This is a genomic window from Rhodococcus mengyinensis, from assembly GCF_048381435.1.
Lineage (GTDB): Bacteria > Actinomycetota > Actinomycetes > Mycobacteriales > Mycobacteriaceae > Rhodococcus_F > Rhodococcus_F opacus_D.
Map to the genome: position 1 here is coordinate 1 of NZ_JBLWIT010000106.1, position 14387 is coordinate 14387.

General features: G+C 65.3%; 18 protein-coding genes. 14 read left to right on the top strand and 4 right to left on the bottom strand.

Annotated features, from left to right (window positions below; all coding sequences use genetic code 11):
- A partial coding sequence (locus tag ACNJ7E_RS22170; protein ID WP_418340969.1) for an HNH endonuclease signature motif containing protein occupies positions 1–1139 on the top strand: 1139 nt, incomplete at its 5' end.
- 475 nt (positions 1140–1614) lie between these two features.
- On the opposite strand, the gene ACNJ7E_RS22175 is transcribed toward ACNJ7E_RS22170, so the two are convergent.
- On the bottom strand, positions 1615–2064 hold the full coding sequence (locus ACNJ7E_RS22175) for a hypothetical protein (protein ID WP_280779375.1): 450 nt from the start codon (positions 2062–2064) through the stop codon (positions 1615–1617).
- A 234-nt stretch (positions 2065–2298) separates the two neighbouring features.
- Here ACNJ7E_RS22175 and ACNJ7E_RS22180 point away from each other — a divergent pair, with 234 nt between their 5' ends.
- From ACNJ7E_RS22180 to ACNJ7E_RS22210, 7 genes are all read left to right on the top strand, one after another.
- On the top strand, positions 2299–4437 hold the full coding sequence (locus ACNJ7E_RS22180; protein ID WP_418340970.1) for a catalase: 2139 nt from the start codon (positions 2299–2301) through the stop codon (positions 4435–4437).
- Between the two features lie 305 nt (positions 4438–4742).
- A complete protein-coding gene (locus ACNJ7E_RS22185) occupies positions 4743–4946 on the top strand; it encodes a hypothetical protein (RefSeq protein ID WP_280779377.1) in 204 nt (67 codons plus the stop codon).
- A gap of 88 nt (positions 4947–5034) precedes the next feature.
- A complete protein-coding gene (locus ACNJ7E_RS22190) occupies positions 5035–5286 on the top strand; it encodes a hypothetical protein (protein WP_283333264.1) in 252 nt (83 codons plus the stop codon).
- A 14-nt stretch (positions 5287–5300) separates the two neighbouring features.
- Positions 5301–5552, top strand: a complete 252-nt coding sequence (locus ACNJ7E_RS22195) for a hypothetical protein (RefSeq protein WP_280779379.1) — start codon at positions 5301–5303, stop codon at positions 5550–5552.
- Positions 5549–6508, top strand: coding sequence for a ferritin-like domain-containing protein (locus tag ACNJ7E_RS22200; protein WP_418340971.1), 960 nt, complete (start codon positions 5549–5551; stop codon positions 6506–6508). The genes ACNJ7E_RS22195 and ACNJ7E_RS22200 overlap by 4 nt, the downstream gene beginning before the upstream one ends.
- Before the next feature lie 66 nt (positions 6509–6574).
- Positions 6575–7132 carry a CsbD family protein gene (locus ACNJ7E_RS22205; RefSeq protein ID WP_280779381.1) on the top strand — a complete coding sequence of 186 codons (558 nt, stop codon included), beginning with the start codon at positions 6575–6577 and terminating at the stop codon, positions 7130–7132.
- Positions 7133–7161: 29 nt separating this feature from the next.
- On the top strand, positions 7162–7845 hold the full coding sequence (locus tag ACNJ7E_RS22210; protein ID WP_418340972.1) for an IF2 family translation initiation factor: 684 nt from the start codon (positions 7162–7164) through the stop codon (positions 7843–7845).
- A gap of 21 nt (positions 7846–7866) precedes the next feature.
- Here ACNJ7E_RS22210 and ACNJ7E_RS22215 read toward each other — a convergent pair whose 3' ends face one another.
- Positions 7867–8175 carry a MerR family transcriptional regulator gene (locus tag ACNJ7E_RS22215; RefSeq protein ID WP_418340973.1) on the bottom strand — a complete coding sequence of 103 codons (309 nt, stop codon included), beginning with the start codon at positions 8173–8175 and terminating at the stop codon, positions 7867–7869.
- A gap of 176 nt (positions 8176–8351) precedes the next feature.
- On the opposite strand from ACNJ7E_RS22215, the gene ACNJ7E_RS22220 reads away from it, so the two are divergent.
- A complete protein-coding gene (locus ACNJ7E_RS22220; RefSeq protein WP_418340974.1) occupies positions 8352–8771 on the top strand; it encodes an Hsp20/alpha crystallin family protein in 420 nt (139 codons plus the stop codon).
- Positions 8772–8809: 38 nt separating this feature from the next.
- On the top strand, positions 8810–9127 hold the full coding sequence (locus tag ACNJ7E_RS22225) for a hypothetical protein (protein ID WP_280779385.1): 318 nt from the start codon (positions 8810–8812) through the stop codon (positions 9125–9127).
- A gap of 438 nt (positions 9128–9565) precedes the next feature.
- Here ACNJ7E_RS22225 and ACNJ7E_RS22230 read toward each other — a convergent pair whose 3' ends face one another.
- Positions 9566–10066 carry a hemerythrin domain-containing protein gene (locus ACNJ7E_RS22230; RefSeq protein ID WP_105423937.1) on the bottom strand — a complete coding sequence of 167 codons (501 nt, stop codon included), beginning with the start codon at positions 10064–10066 and terminating at the stop codon, positions 9566–9568.
- 199 nt (positions 10067–10265) lie between these two features.
- Between ACNJ7E_RS22230 and ACNJ7E_RS22235 the strand changes: the two genes are divergently transcribed.
- On the top strand, positions 10266–10730 hold the full coding sequence (locus ACNJ7E_RS22235) for a DUF4383 domain-containing protein (RefSeq protein ID WP_283333257.1): 465 nt from the start codon (positions 10266–10268) through the stop codon (positions 10728–10730).
- Between the two features lie 383 nt (positions 10731–11113).
- Positions 11114–11794 carry a GAF and ANTAR domain-containing protein gene (locus tag ACNJ7E_RS22240; RefSeq protein WP_280779387.1) on the top strand — a complete coding sequence of 227 codons (681 nt, stop codon included), beginning with the start codon at positions 11114–11116 and terminating at the stop codon, positions 11792–11794.
- A 45-nt stretch (positions 11795–11839) separates the two neighbouring features.
- Here ACNJ7E_RS22240 and ACNJ7E_RS22245 read toward each other — a convergent pair whose 3' ends face one another.
- Entirely contained in the window at positions 11840–13048 is a 1209-nt protein-coding gene (locus ACNJ7E_RS22245; protein ID WP_418340975.1) for a fatty acid desaturase family protein, read from the bottom strand.
- A 176-nt stretch (positions 13049–13224) separates the two neighbouring features.
- On the opposite strand from ACNJ7E_RS22245, the gene ACNJ7E_RS22250 reads away from it, so the two are divergent.
- Both ACNJ7E_RS22250 and ACNJ7E_RS22255 read left to right on the top strand, forming a co-directional pair.
- Entirely contained in the window at positions 13225–13575 is a 351-nt protein-coding gene (locus ACNJ7E_RS22250; protein ID WP_280779389.1) for a YtxH domain-containing protein, read from the top strand.
- A 106-nt stretch (positions 13576–13681) separates the two neighbouring features.
- On the top strand, positions 13682–14365 hold the full coding sequence (locus ACNJ7E_RS22255) for a PAS and ANTAR domain-containing protein (protein WP_418340976.1): 684 nt from the start codon (positions 13682–13684) through the stop codon (positions 14363–14365).
- Positions 14366–14387 lie beyond the last annotated feature (22 nt).

The window sequence follows — 14387 nt, forward strand, 5'->3', positions numbered from 1 at the left end:
GCAAGGTCGACGTGCTGGGATTTCCGAACGCCAAGATGTGGCTGGCCTCCAAGACGTTGCTCGAGGTAGGTGCTGCGGGGCGAATCGTGCTGTTGGGCCGAGGGTTGCGTCTCCACCCGGAGATCGCCGACGAGTACTTCGACACCAACATTTCGGCGGAGCACGCAGCGCTCATCATGAAGTTCTGCGAACGGCCGCCCAATTGCATGCCGCTCGAAGCGATGGATGACTGCCGAAATACGTTGCTGTTCGCCGCAACCGGTCCGACCGCCAACACGGACGCGGTGCGCGCCGTGATCGCCAGACTGGAGCGCGCCTTCGAATCCGACGACCCGCCGCCCAGTGAAGACACCGAACTCAACGAGTTCCACGCCTCCAAGACGCTCAACGGACGCGTCGCTGTCAGAGGCGACCTGGATGCCGTCACCGGCGAAATGCTGCTCTCGGCGCTCTCCGGACTGTCCAAGCCGAGGCCCGCGCAGGACGGCACCAAAGACAGTCGCACGCCCGGGCAGCGACGGGCGGACGGGTTCACCGAACTCCTTCGCCGCTACCTCGACTCCGGGATCGCCGGCGAAGAAGGCGGCGAACGACCACACGTATCGCTCCACGTCAACGCCAAAGATCTCGCCGACCGCACCGGCTGCAGCGCACGAGCACAGCAGGATGCCGCTTCGTCCGACGACTCGCTTTTCGCCGTCGATGGAGTGGCGTGGACCGAGTGGATGGGGCCGCTGAGTCTCAGGGCAGCCCGGCTCCTCAGCTGCGATTCGATCTATACGCCGATCGTGCTCGACGAGAACAGGGCGCCACTCGACCTCGGCATCTCCACCCGGACCGTCACGAAGAGGCAGCGAAAAGCGTTGGTGGCGAGGGATCGAGGATGTGCTTTCCCGGGGTGTGGTGCGCCGCCGTCGTGGTGCGAAGGTCACCACATCATCCACTGGTCCGCAGGCGGGCCGTCCGACATGGGCAACCTGGTGCTGCTCTGTGGATTCCACCACCGCTTGCTGCATCACAGTGACTGGGAGATAGAGATGGGAGCGGATCGGCACCCCACGTTCATTCCACCGCGGCAGGTCGACTGGGAACGGAAGCCGCTGCCGGCGCACAACCGGGCCCGGCCCCGAGCCTCCTGACCGCGCGGCACAGTACATCACCGACTCGGCGACAGGACAATTCCTGTCGCCGAGCCGGCATGCCGCCGTGGCGGGTATGCCAGCCACCCGTGGGATCCTGAATCGGTGGCGGCTGCAACAGCCAGCACCGGCGCGATCGGACCTCAGAAAACCGCCATACGGCCCGAGGGCGCTTCCACTGCGGTTGTGTCCGCCCCGACACGCGGGAATGGCACCTCAGAAATAAAACAAACCAATTGGCCCGTTTTCTGGTAACGTCTGGGCCGTCATGGTGGTCACATGACGACGCGGACGTCTCAGGCACACGAGTCGGTTCACGCGAGGGGTGGAGTGCAGGTGTCGCCCGAGCTGCTGGTTGGGCGGCACCTGCACCCGACGTCGTCGGCGTCGAGACGAATCGTCCGAAGCGCAGTGGTGCTTCGGAACTCAGTGGTGCTTCGGAACTGATATCACACAGCTATTTTCATAGCAACAGTCACTTCTTGTCTTCGGCCTTGCCGACGCCTCCTTGATGCGCGGGTCCCACTCCGGAGTCGCTGCCCTCGGTCTCGGCGGCGTGTGCGGCGGGTGTCTCCTCGGCCGGCGAGGCGACGGCACCGCGGGGAGTCTCCCCGGGCTTCGGTGACTGCGTTCCGCCGGAGTCCACGTGGTCGTCGTGCTCCGGGCGTCCTTCTTTCGTGCTGGTCGTCCGGCCGTCGTAGGGCGGTGTCGCCGGCTCGGCGTCGCCTGGGGGCAGCGAGCCACCGGCGGGCGCCGGGTTCGTGCCCGACTCCGCGGAGGAGGTGACTTCCTCCTGGTCCAGAGATCCTGGCTTACGGTCCGTCTGGCCTGCTCCGGCCTGGTCCGGGCCTGCGTCTCGTGAGCCCTTGGGGCCACGCTCCGACTGTGGTTCCTCGTGCAACTGCGTGCCTGGTTCGGTACCCATGATCACTCCTTTCCGACGCAGCAGAACGCCGGATTCTTACTTCGTTGGTGATTGATATCTGTTGTAGCTATGCCCTGGGACGCGAATGCGAAACCGCGTCTTCCGATTGGGGCACGATGCGGCGCAGTGCCCGCCCTGATTCGTTTTGCGAACGTTTGGGCACTCCGAGAAGAACGGCCCGTACAGCCACGATGCGGCGCCGATCCCACGGATTTTTCAGCGAGGAGCTACGCCGTGCCCAAGAAGAACCCGCCCATTCCCGGAACTCCCGGTTCCGGTACCCCGGCGCTCGCCGAGCCCACGGAACCCACCGAGCCGTTGCCCCCCAAGCCCGATCAGCGGGCTCCCGCGCTCGGCACCGCGACCGGGCTGCCCGTCGAGGGGCCGGACACGGCCCGCGGCCAGCAGGGTGAGCACCTCACCACGGCGCAGGGGGCGCGGCTGTACGACACCGATCACTCGCTCAAGGCTGGAACCCGGGGACCGACCCTCCTCCAGGACCACCATCTGCGTGAGAAGATCACGCACTTCGATCACGAGCGGATCCCGGAGCGCGTGGTGCACGCACGGGGGGCGGCCGCCCACGGCGTCTTCCGCGGGTATGGTTCCGCCGACCCGATCAGCAAGGCGGCGTTCCTCGGCAAGGACGTCGAGACGCCGGTCTTCGTCCGGTTCTCCACCGTCCTCGGCTCCCGGGGGTCGGCCGACGCCGTCCGCGACACCCGGGGGTTCGCGACCAAGCTCTACACCAGCGAAGGCACTTTCGACTTGGTGGGAAACAACATCCCGGTCTTCTTCATTCAGGACGGCATCAAGTTTCCCGACGTCATTCACGCCGCCAAGCCGCACCCCGATCGCGAGATTCCGCAGGCGCAGAGCGCGCACGACACGTTCTGGGACTTCGTGTCCCTACACACCGAGGCCACCGCGCACACGTTGTGGAACATGTCCGATCGCGGTATCCCGCGGTCGTACCGGATGATGGAAGGCTTCGGCGTCAACACCTTTCGGATGGTGAACGCGGCGGGCGAGAGTTCACTCGTGAAGTTCCATTGGAAGCCGAAACTCGGTGTGCACTCACTGGTATGGGAAGAAGCGCAGATCGTCAACGGCATGGACCCCGACTACCACCGCCGCGACCTCGCCGACGCGATCGAGTCCGGCGCGTACCCGGAATGGGAGCTGGGAATCCAGGCGTTCCCGGACACCCCGGACCAGACGTTCGAGGGCATCGACCTGCTCGACCCGACCAAGATGGTGCCCGAGGAACTGGCCCCCGTGCAGCCGATCGGGCTGATGACGCTCGACGCGAATCCGACGAACTTCTTCGCCGAGACCGAGCAGGTGGCGTTCCATCCCGGGCACCTCGTTCCCGGCATCGACGTCACCGACGACCCGTTACTGCAGGCGCGGCTGTTCTCCTACCTCGACACCCAGATCAGCAGGCTCGGTGGGCCCAACTTCGGTCAGATACCGATCAATCGGCCCCAAGCCGAGGTCAACGACATGCTGCGCGACGGCATGCACCAGACGGGAGTCCACCCGGGTGTCGCGCCGTATCGGCCGAATTCCCTCGACGCCGGTTGCCCGTTCCTGGCTGGAGCGGACACGGCGTTCGTCGAGGTGCCGGTGCCGATGCCGGAGTCGACGAAACTACGCGCCGCCCCCGCGAGCTTCGACGACCACTTCTCGCAGGCCCGACTGTTCTACGCCAGCCTCAGCCCGGTCGAGCAGGCGCACGTCGCGGAGGCTTACACGTTCGAGTTGGGCAAGTGCTACGAGCAGGTGATCAAGGAGCGCGCACTCGGTGTCGTCGCGAACATCGACCCCGGTCTGTGTGAGCAGGTGGCCGCGGGTCTCGGCCTCCCGGCGCCCGCGCCGACCGTCGCCTACGACGTGGCCCCCACGCCCAGTCCCGCGCTGTCGCAGGTCGGTGCCGAGTGGCCGCTGGACGGCCGGATCATCGGCATCGTCGCCGACGACGAGTCGGAACTGTCCGAGGTGGCCGACGCGGTCGAGATGATCGGCAAGAACGGCATGGTGCCGCTCGTCATCGGACCGCACGGTGGCAAATTGGGGTCCGGTAAGGGCGCCGTCCCGGTATCCCGGACGTTCCTCACCATGCGGTCGGTGGAGTTCGACGCCATTCTCGTCGCGGCGCCGGCATCGGACCCGCGGGTACAGGTGTTGCTGACGGAAGCGTTTCGCCACTGCAAGGCGATCGGGGGATGGGCCGCCGGCCGTGTCCTCCTCGAAGCGGCCGGAATCCCGGCCGAGGCCCCGGGCATCGTGATCGCCGACGACGCGTCCGCGCTGTTCGACGGCCTCACGGCGCTGATGAAGTCCCACCGGGTCTGGGAGCGTCAGGTGTGAGGTGACCGGATGAAGTGAATGGTCTGGACGAGGGTCTCGACGCCGCCGGTGGTGGTGTCGGGACCCTCGTCGAGCTGTGTTGCGTACCGGCATAGTCGGCGAATCCGAAAGCGAGGCAGCGTAACCGGTGAAATTCGCCGTCGGTGCCTACGCTGTAGAATTGCACTGAAGTTACTAATGGGTATACTCGCGGTGTATGGGTTCGCTCCAGCAGAGGGTCGCGCTCACCAACGTCCACCTCATTCGAGGAGACGTACGTGGTGACCCGAATCTGCAATGCCGGGCACCCCATTGAAAGGTCGTCCATGACCTCCACCAACCCCGTCGCCCGCACCGCAACCGGAACCGCAGCCCACGGCCCGCGCGCCGATCTCGATCCACGCCGCAGCGCCGAGACGAAGGCCGCGTTCAATACCACCGAATACTTCGGCTACATCGCCAGCCGGGGCAACGTGAAGTCCGGCAGCCGCGAGCACTACACGGACGCCGATCGGAATACCGGCGTCTAACCCTTCCTCGCCATGTCGTTGTCGATCGAATCCGTGGCACCCCTCTCGAACGAGATGTGTCCGCGCCCCAGACAGTTGGACCGAAATCGTGCCAGAATTGTTCTCCCCCTTGTTCGTTGACGGTGCAGCACCGTCGCAAATCCACACCGCTCCCCCCGTCCACGCCGTACACCCGTCCCTGGTCGAACTACCCACCGTCCGGCGTGTCCTCGACCTCGCGGCGCTCACCATGTTGTCGGTTGCCGCGGCCGCCACGACATCGTTCTCAATTGCGACCCTCGGTCTGCTCACCGTGATCGGCGCCCGGGTTGCGCTGCGCCGCAGCTTGACTGCACGATAAGAGAGGTTCTCCCCATGTGGATTCTCGTCAGCCGTCTGCTACGCCGATGGAAGATGGTCGTTCTCGCTCTTCCCCTCGTGGCCACCGTACTGTCCCGACTCGGTAACCACCTCGAACGCCGCGCTGGTAAACCGACCACCACATCACGCGGGCTGCTCGGAATCTCGCGGTTCGCCCGCCGCCGGGCCGGCGCCGATGACGCCCGCAAGCGTCCGGCCGGCGTACACCGCACACCCGACTCACTCGACCTCAGGAGTAATGCATGACCGACAACACCGCCACAGTGATCAACCAGCTGCGAGTCGTACTGGATCTGACGCACACGGAAATTCAGGTCGCGGAGACCAGGATCGGGCAAGCCCGAACAGAAGCCGTCCGCCGGGAGCTGTCGCAGAGTGCCGGCAATGCGCGTGAGCGCGCCGGTGCGGTGGAGGAAGCAGTCCGTTCCCTGGGTGGACTTCCCGATGTCGTGGGCCCGTTCCTCGGTCGCGCGACTGCGATGGTGAAGGCGATGGCCGAGCAGGCCCAGCCGTTCGACGAGGCCCTGCTCGGTGATCTGATCCTCGAGCACCAGCTCCTCGACCGTGCGCGTTACCTCCGGGCGTTGGCGACCGCGTCGCAGCACCCCGGCATCGTTGCGCTGGCCGGACGATTGATCACCGCCCACACCGCCACGGTCGAATGGTTGACGACGGTGCTGGCGGAGGACGCCCTCGGTGGCCCGGCGGCATTGCGACGCACCCCGATGCAGGCCGCGACCGGGACCGCGATCCGGTTGATCAACGTCCCGGCAACATGGTCGGCGCGCGGACTCGATCGCGCCATCGACACCGTCCGGGCAACCCCGAACCGGATCGGTGCGCTTCTCAGCCGGGGCGCCCACGCCGGTGACGTGGCCACGAAGACGCTCGTCGCCAGTCGCGACGCGGCACTCGAGTCGGCCGAAGAGGTGACCCGCCGAGAAGGCGCGTCCGGCGTCGCGAACGCCATCCGCAATGCCCGAACCGTCAACGGTTCACTCGTCGACGAAGAGCTCCCGATATCCGACTACACGGAACTCAATGTTTCTGGCGCCGTGGCCGCGGTGAAGGAACTCACTGCACCCGCCGAAATCCGCATCATCGTCGCCCACGAAGAGGTGAACAAGAACCGCCACGGGGTGGTATCGGCAGCGCAGACCCGCCTCGCCGCCATCGCGCAGGAAGTCGTCGGCATCAACTGATCTGGCGCCACCGCCCCACGCGGGTGGCGGTTCCGTCGCCCGCCCGAATACCAGGAGAACATTCTCATGAACGAGCAGAACACGTCCGGACAAGCGCGCAAGGGTCTCCTCGACTCGGTCAAGGGCAAGGTGAAGGAAGTGGCCGGGGCAGTGACCGGCAACGACTCGCTGGCCACCGAGGGACAGCTGCAACAGGCGCAGGCGCAGCAACGTAAAGAGGCGAACAGTGCAGAGGCCGTCGCGCGGGCGGAAACCTCGCAGGCCGCAGAGGAACTCGGACAGGTGCGTCGCGAGAGTGCCGAGGAACGCGCTGCGATCGGCGCCGAGACGGCAGCCGCCGAGGAAGCTGCCCGGAACCGGCAGCACGCAGAGCACAGGGCCGCGGAGCAGCAACAGCACCGCCTGGTTGCGCAGGAGCAGTCCCGCGCGGCGGCCGACGCCCGCGACGAAGCGGCCCGAGCGGAAACTGTCGAACGAGCGAAGACGGTCGCCGCCGCCGAAGAAGCCGTCGACGCCACCGACGAACACCGGCGCGCCGTCCGTGAAGCGAACGCCGCCCGCGACGAGGCAGAACGAGTTCGGCGCGCCGCCGAGGGCCTCACTGGCGACGCCGGCCTGTCCTGATCCACACCCCACGAATCATCGGAGATTCCATGAACATCCTCACCGTCCCCTTCACGATCTTGCGGTTGCAGTACACGATCCTGCGGATTCCTCTGCAACTCGTCGAAGACCAGCTGATGTCCCGGCTGGCAACCGAATCACCGGCCCGGCTGATGTACGAACGCACCCTCGGCGTGCTCGACGGCGCCGTCGGCAGTGCGCTCGGCGACCGTGACACCGAGCGGCGCGGCGACGCACTCACCGAGCGCAGCGACGCACTGGCGCGGGCAGCGGAACTCGACCAGGACGCGGCACGCACCGAGGCCGAGGCCGACACCGCACTGGAAATCAAGCGTAAGCAGGTTCACGACGACCAGGCGGCGGCGCGCGAGGCGAAGCGGCGCGACATCGAGCAGGCACGCCGACGTGAGGACGAGCGCAAACAAGCCGCCGAACGAGACGCCGAGCAGCGCAAGCAGGTCGCGAAGAAGAACGCCGATCAACTTGCCGCCCAACGCACCCAGGCTGCAGAGGCCGAGCACCGCGCCGAGCAGGCCACACTCCGGGAGGCGGAGAAAGCGGCGGCAGCGCCGGCCAAGGCCCAGCTGAAGGACGCCGCGAACAAACAGGACGAAGCAGCGGACAAACGCGCTCGCGCCGACCGCGTGGAGAAACTGGCCGAAGCGGAAAAGTCCAAGCGCCGCAACGAGACGGTAGCCAACGCGCAACGCTGACCGAACAGCCTGATTGGGTGCTCAGGCCGGCCCGCCGCGAGTCTCGTCCGTTCTGAGTCGAGCGTTGTCGCTCTCGAGCCGGCTATTGGCCTCGACGAGCCGAGCGTTGTCGCTCGCGAGTTCCATATTGAGGTGCTCGAGGTCGAGGACGCGAGCGATGCCCGTCAGGTTGACCCCGTCCGCAATCAGCTCGGCGATGCGCCGCAAGCGTAGGAGGTCGTCGTCGCTGTAGCGGCGGGTTCCGCCGCTGGTGCGCGCCGGGTTGATTAGGCCGTGCTGCTCGTAGAAACGTAGCGCCTGAGTGCCGAACCCGGAGAGCTCGGATGCCACGGTGATGCCGTAGACCCCTGTTTCGCTCGCGACTCGTCGTCGGTCGACATCGCGCGTCCTCCTCGCGAATAAGTTCGCCATACCCTCTTGCGAGCATTTACAGCGTTTGCTATAACGAATCTACAGCATTTGCTGAAGGTTACCTATCACGATTCGGGTTTCTGGAGGTGGAGACAATGTTGATGCGAACTGATCCGTTCCGCGATCTCGACCGCCTGACTCAGCAGATCCTCGGCACCACGGCGCGACCGGCGGCCATGCCGATGGACGCGTGGCGCGATGGCGAACAATTGGTGGTCGAGTTCGACCTGCCAGGGGTGGACGCCGATTCGGTCGAGCTCGATGTCGAGCGCAATGTGGTGACCGTTCATGCCGAACGTCCCGCGCGCGCCGACAACCAGGAAATGCTGGCCTCGGAGCGCCCGAGGGGCGTATTCAGCCGTCAGTTGTTCCTCGGCGACAACCTCGACGCCGACCGGATCACGGCCAACTTCGAATCGGGGGTGCTTCGGCTGACGATCCCGGTGGCCGAACGCGCCAAGGCCCGGAAGATCGAGATCACCCACAGCGACGACAGAAAGGCGGTCAGCGCCTGACCCGTGCCGATCCGACATACCGCGGAGGGATGAACACGATGGTGTACGCGCAAATCAGCCCCTCGACCGTGGAATCGGAACTGCCACAGGCCGAGTACGAATGGGATGACCTCGAGTGTCTGATGCTGGCCGCCGAGGTGGACCTGATCTTCGCCGACGCGCTCGCCCCCGTCCACACGGACTCGGCACCGGCTGTGACCACCGACGCCGACGGCGAGAATACCAGGACCCCGCTGCGCGCGGTGTCGCCCACCACGCGACGCTGGGTCCCGAGCCCGGAAGTATCTGCCACCCAACGCTCGCCACCGCAGGGGGACAATCGACGGCCACCGGTGTGGAAGGTAGGTGATGAATAGCGCATGAATACCTCTGAGGTGCAGCACCCACCTCTCTGTCTGCGATGTCCATCCGTGTGCCCCCGGCGTTCGAGGTGAAAGCAATTGCGATGACACGGATTACTCTCGCTCGCCGCGGGGTACTTCGATACTCACGTCCTCGTCGTGTCCGGACGCGACGACGGCCAGGCTCCCCGGTTAAGCCCATAGCCGGCGGGGCCGCCCAAAGCGAGAGGGCGGCAACAAGCCCTGGCGCAGCGCACGATTGGAGGCAACGCTGACCGGCGGGGTCTACGGGGACGGTTCGCCGCGTCCGTGGCGACTTCCCCCGCGTCGGTGAGGGACTGCCTCCCCGCAACGCGGCGGCCGCCTGAAATGGTGCGCGGACGAACACGGTCCTCGCCGCACCGACAGCGTGTCCGGTCAGGTTCGCCGTGCCGGCCCTCCACGCGATCGCCGCTACTTGATCACCGCGTCGACCGTCTTCTTCAGGGCCGACGGCTGGGCGGGAGACCTGGGTGCCTTGTCCCTCAGCTCCAGCATCCGCGCCCCCATTTCCCGGAGTTGTTTACGCCCCAGCTCTTCTCGCACCTTCGGGAACCACTCCTGTTCTTCTTCTTCGATGTGGTGCTCGACGCTCTCGATCAGCACGGTGGTCTTCGCGTCGAACCTCTCGTCGTCGGGTTTCATGGCTGCCAGCTCGACGACCAGCACGTCCGCGACGTGGTGCTCTTCGTAGGATTCGAGGATGTCGTCCTCGAGATCGGGGGCGAGATCACGCACCTCCGGGTACATGCCCTCGTTCTCGATGTAGGTGTGCACCGTGAGGGCTTCGATGATGTCGTCGACGATGCGTCCTTTTTCGACGCGGGCGTTCGGCCCGGCACCGCGGAAGTCGCGGAACAGTTTCCGGATCTCCTTGTGGTCGTTCTTCAGGAGCACGATCGCATCAGTGGACATGTATACCTCACAGTTGGTCGGGACGTGCACGTCGTCCATCGCAACTGACCGCGGGCACGGTGACGTCGTCCTTACGCTGTACCCAACCGCGCCGTTCGCTAACACGGCCCGCTGTTCCCGTGACTGTTTCACGGTGGGATGCAGGGGTACCACTCGGGAACAGACATTCGAGTTCCTACCCTCCGAGAAAGGCACTCCCATGACTCGACCGGCTGCGTCACCAACGACGCGCTCACCACTCCAACTCGCCGCCCTGATCGTCGGTGCGGTCTTTCTCCTGGTCGGAGTCCTCGGCTTCATCCCGGGTATCACCACCAACTACGACATGCTCACCTTCGCCGGCCACCACTCCGAAGCCAAGCTGCTGGGCGTGTTCGAGGTCTCGATCCTGCACAACATCGTGCACCTGTTGTTCGGTGTCGCCGGTATCGCGATGTCCCGCCGAGCGGACACCGCCAAACTGTTCCTCATCGGTGGCGGAGTCATCTACCTCGTCCTGTGGATCTACGGCCTGCTCATCGACCAGAACAGTGGCGCGAACTTCGTGCCCGTCAACAGTGCCGACAACTGGCTGCACTTCGCACTCGGTGTCGCCATGGTTGCGCTCGGGTTCCTGCTGTCCCGTAACACCGCGGCGACCGCGCCCCGGGCCGGGAGGCTGTGAGCGCCGGACCGTCCTCCGGATGACCAGACACTCGGCCCGGGGTGCGCCGACGGGGCATCGATTCGGTGATTATCGCTCTCGGTGAAGGGTATTCGGTTTCCATGCGCAGCGAGCTCGGACTGAGAGTCCTGGAGTATTCCCCGCATCCGGCTCGCTCGACGAGGGAGGGGCGAGCAGAACGGGTGCCACGGCGTCATTCGCACCGCTGCTGCTTCATCCCGACCACCGCGAGAAGGGCGTGCTGCTTCCTTCACCGAAACAGCGCCGCACTCCCTGCCAATGGAAAGAACCTGCATTTCGGGTTCGGCACAGGAGCCGGGGTGCTTATGGTGGTATGGGTGGCTTCCTGTAGCCATCCTTTTCGATCGAACCGAGGAGCGGTAATGAGCGATTCCGGCGCCGGGGACCTCAGTCGCACCATGGCTGAGCTGGCTCGCAGTCTCTCCGGTCCACGCACCCTCGACGAACGCCTGCGCGCAGTCACCGCCGCAGTGGTCGAGCTGATGCCGCACGAGACATGCGCGGGCATTCTGCTCATATCCGGCGGCAAGAAATTCGAGACCGTTGCGCCGACATCCGAGCTGCTCCGAAAGCTCGACCACGCTCAGCAGCAACTCGGGCAGGGACCGTGTGTGGCGGCGGCGCTCAACAACCTCGTGGTGCGAAGCGACGACTTTCGCTCGGAACCGCGATGGCCGCAGTTCGCTGCCGCCGCCGTCGATGTGGGAATTCTCAGTTCGATGTCTTTTCAGTTGTATACCTCCGAAGGAAAGATGGGGGCACTCAACCTCTTTGCATTCACTCCGAACGCGTTCGGTCCCAACGAGGAGGTAGCGGGCGAGGTTCTGGCCGCCCACGCCGCGCTGGCGCTCACCGCTGTACGCACCGAAGAGCAGCTGCGGTCGGCGGTCGCCTCTCGTGACGTAATCGGGCAGGCGAAGGGCATGCTGATGGAGCGATTCGACATCGACGCGATCCGTGCGTTCGAGCTGCTCAGCAGACTCTCCCAGGAAACCAACACCCGGTTGAGTGTTATCGCGCAGCGGATTGCCGAACGCAGATGAGAGTACCGGCCACGAACCGGCACTTGCCCCATCCTCCAGCGATCCTCAGACTCCCGCCCGAGCGCGAAGCGCTGACAGCAGCCCACGGCGCTTGCCCGTGACCGGATCGATCTGTGGGCGCGGGTCGGTGAACTTGTGTTCCGATGCGGTTTCAGGCGCGTCGTCGGCGGTCGCTGTGAGGAACTTGTTCGGCAGCGCCAGCTTGGCGATGGTCCGCCACGACTCGAAGTACTGCGTCGACATCGAACCCGTGGTGTAGGGCAGGTCGTACTTCTGGGCCAGCGCCTGCACCCGCACGGAAATCTCACGCAGGCGGTTGCTCGGCAGGTCCGGAAACAGGTGGTGCTCGATCTGGTAGCAGAGGTTGCCACTCATGAACTCCATGACCGGGCCGGCCTCGAAGTTCGCGCTACCCAGCATCTGCCGCAGGTACCACTGACCGCGCGTCTCGCTCTCGAGGTCCTTCGTAGTGAACTTCTCGGCGCCGTCGGGGAAATGACCGCAGAAGATCACGGCGTTCGTCCACACGTTGCGGATCATGTTCGCCGTCAGGTTCGCGGTGAAGGTCGTCAGGAACGCCGGACCGGTGAGCGCCGGGTAGACGACGTAGTCCTTGCGCACCTGGCGGCCGACCTTCTCGAGCACCTCGCGGAACCGGCGTTTGAGCTCGTCGCGGTCGAAATCGCCCGTGGCCACCTTGCCGAGCTCGAGGTGCTGGAGGGCAACGCCGTACTCGAAGAACAACTGCAGCAACAGATTGTAGACCGGGTTGCCGACGCTCAACGGCGTCCACTGCTGATCGCGAGTGACCCGCAGCATGCCGTAGCCCACGTCGTCATCCATTCCCAGCACATTGGTGTACTTGTGGTGAACGTAGTTGTGGGTCTGCTTCCAATGCTCCGACAGGCCGGCGATGTCCCACTCCCAGAACGACGAGTGGATCTCCGGATCGTTCATCCAATCCCACTGACCATGCAACACGTTGTGACCGAGTTCCATGTTCTCGATGATCTTGGCGGTGCCGAGCATCGCGGTGCCCGCGAGCCATGCCGGCGGAAACAGGCTCGCGAACAGCATTGCGCGCCCACCGATTTCGAGTGACCGCTGCAGTCGGATCGCGTTTCTGATGTACCGGGCATCACTCTCCCCGCGCGAGGCTTCGATGTCTCGCCGGATCGCGTCGAACTCGATCCCGAGCGCTTCTACATCGGCCTCGCTCAGGTGGGTGTACATCTTGACATCCGAAATCGCCATGACCTAACGCTACGGCAAGTTACGCAACCGTAGGTTACGTGCAGATGAGATGTGGGTGAGTTCGGAGGTCGTCGCCGGCGCGGTTTGGGTTCGGCAGTTGAGGGCAAGCTGTGCAGGAGGGCGTTCGGACGATGATTCGGCCGACCGCTCGTGCCCCACAACAATCAGGAGATGTCATGCAGAAAGCGTTGATCTTCGCAGCTGGCGCGGCCGCGGGGTTCGTCCTGGGCACTCGGTCCGGCCGGCAGACCTACGAGAAGATGAGGCATCAGTCCGTCGAACTCTGGCACAACCCCACCGTGCAGGAGAAGGTGAGCGAGGCCACGGAGGCCGTGAAGGACAAGGCGCCGCAGGTGCAGCACAAGGTCGGCGAACTGGCGAAGAAGGCCACCCACCGTGGCACCGACACGAACACCCCGGCCAATGGAGTGTCACTGGGGGAAGCTGCGGGCCGCACTCCGATGACCACGGAACCGGCAACCGTCACGTCGCCGACGGAGGGCAAGCACACCCAGGGCCCGAACTGAGCGAGTAGGCAGTAGTGCGGGCAGCTGATTTCTGCGCATTCGGATGTCAGTTCTCGGCATACTGTGACAGTGGTGTCGAGGCGAGGGTGGTCGAGCACGGCCGGCTGTGGGTGTCGTCGTGGACAGTGATGAGCTCCTCGGCTCGAACGCTCCCCCACAGGGCGGAAGTTTCCGGTTCTACCTCGACGGCGAGCGCTGGGAATGGTCCGATCCCGTCGCTCGGATGCACGGCTACCACCCGGGCGAGATCACCCCCACCACCGAACTGCTGCTCTCCCACAAGCATCCGGACGATCATGCGCAGGTCGCCGCACTCTTCGACAGGATGATCCACGCGGGTGAGCCGTTCAGCAGCAAGCACCGCATCATCGACACCGACCGCCGCATCCACCACGTCATCGTGGTCGGCGATCAGGTGCTCGACGAGAAGGGCCAGGTCATCGGCACCTCGGGTTACTACATCGACGTCACCGAAACGTTGGAGACCGACCTCCGCGAGTTCAACGCGGCGCTCACCGAGGCCGTCGCCGAACTCGAACAATCGCGGGCGGTGATCGAGCAGGCCAAGGGTGCACTCATGCTCGTCTACGGCATCTCCTCCGAGCGTGCCTTCGGCATCCTCACCTGGCGCTCACAGGAGACCAACACCAAACTTCACACCCTCGCCCAGCGCTTCGTCGACGCCCTCGCCGCCGAGGCGACCCTCCCCGAATCGTTTCGCGCCCGGTTCGACCACCTACTCCTGACCGCACACGAGCACCCCGACACCCAGCCAGGGGCACCGGGCTGACTGGTGGCCGGCATCCCGCAGG

Coding starts and splice junctions, on each gene's coding strand:
- ACNJ7E_RS22200 (WP_418340971.1), top strand. CDS start 5,549: ATGACCGACAACACCGCCACAGTGATCAACCAGCTGCGAGTCGTACTG.
- ACNJ7E_RS22245 (WP_418340975.1), bottom strand. CDS start 13,048: ATGGCGATTTCGGATGTCAAGATGTACACCCACCTGAGCGAGGCCGAT.
- ACNJ7E_RS22220 (WP_418340974.1), top strand. CDS start 8,352: ATGTTGATGCGAACTGATCCGTTCCGCGATCTCGACCGCCTGACTCAG.
- ACNJ7E_RS22205 (WP_280779381.1), top strand. CDS start 6,575: ATGAACGAGCAGAACACGTCCGGACAAGCGCGCAAGGGTCTCCTCGAC.
- ACNJ7E_RS22230 (WP_105423937.1), bottom strand. CDS start 10,066: ATGTCCACTGATGCGATCGTGCTCCTGAAGAACGACCACAAGGAGATC.
- ACNJ7E_RS22185 (WP_280779377.1), top strand. CDS start 4,743: ATGACCTCCACCAACCCCGTCGCCCGCACCGCAACCGGAACCGCAGCC.
- ACNJ7E_RS22210 (WP_418340972.1), top strand. CDS start 7,162: ATGAACATCCTCACCGTCCCCTTCACGATCTTGCGGTTGCAGTACACG.
- ACNJ7E_RS22225 (WP_280779385.1), top strand. CDS start 8,810: ATGGTGTACGCGCAAATCAGCCCCTCGACCGTGGAATCGGAACTGCCA.
- ACNJ7E_RS22175 (WP_280779375.1), bottom strand. CDS start 2,064: ATGGGTACCGAACCAGGCACGCAGTTGCACGAGGAACCACAGTCGGAG.
- ACNJ7E_RS22250 (WP_280779389.1), top strand. CDS start 13,225: ATGCAGAAAGCGTTGATCTTCGCAGCTGGCGCGGCCGCGGGGTTCGTC.
- ACNJ7E_RS22195 (WP_280779379.1), top strand. CDS start 5,301: ATGTGGATTCTCGTCAGCCGTCTGCTACGCCGATGGAAGATGGTCGTT.
- ACNJ7E_RS22240 (WP_280779387.1), top strand. CDS start 11,114: ATGAGCGATTCCGGCGCCGGGGACCTCAGTCGCACCATGGCTGAGCTG.
- ACNJ7E_RS22235 (WP_283333257.1), top strand. CDS start 10,266: ATGACTCGACCGGCTGCGTCACCAACGACGCGCTCACCACTCCAACTC.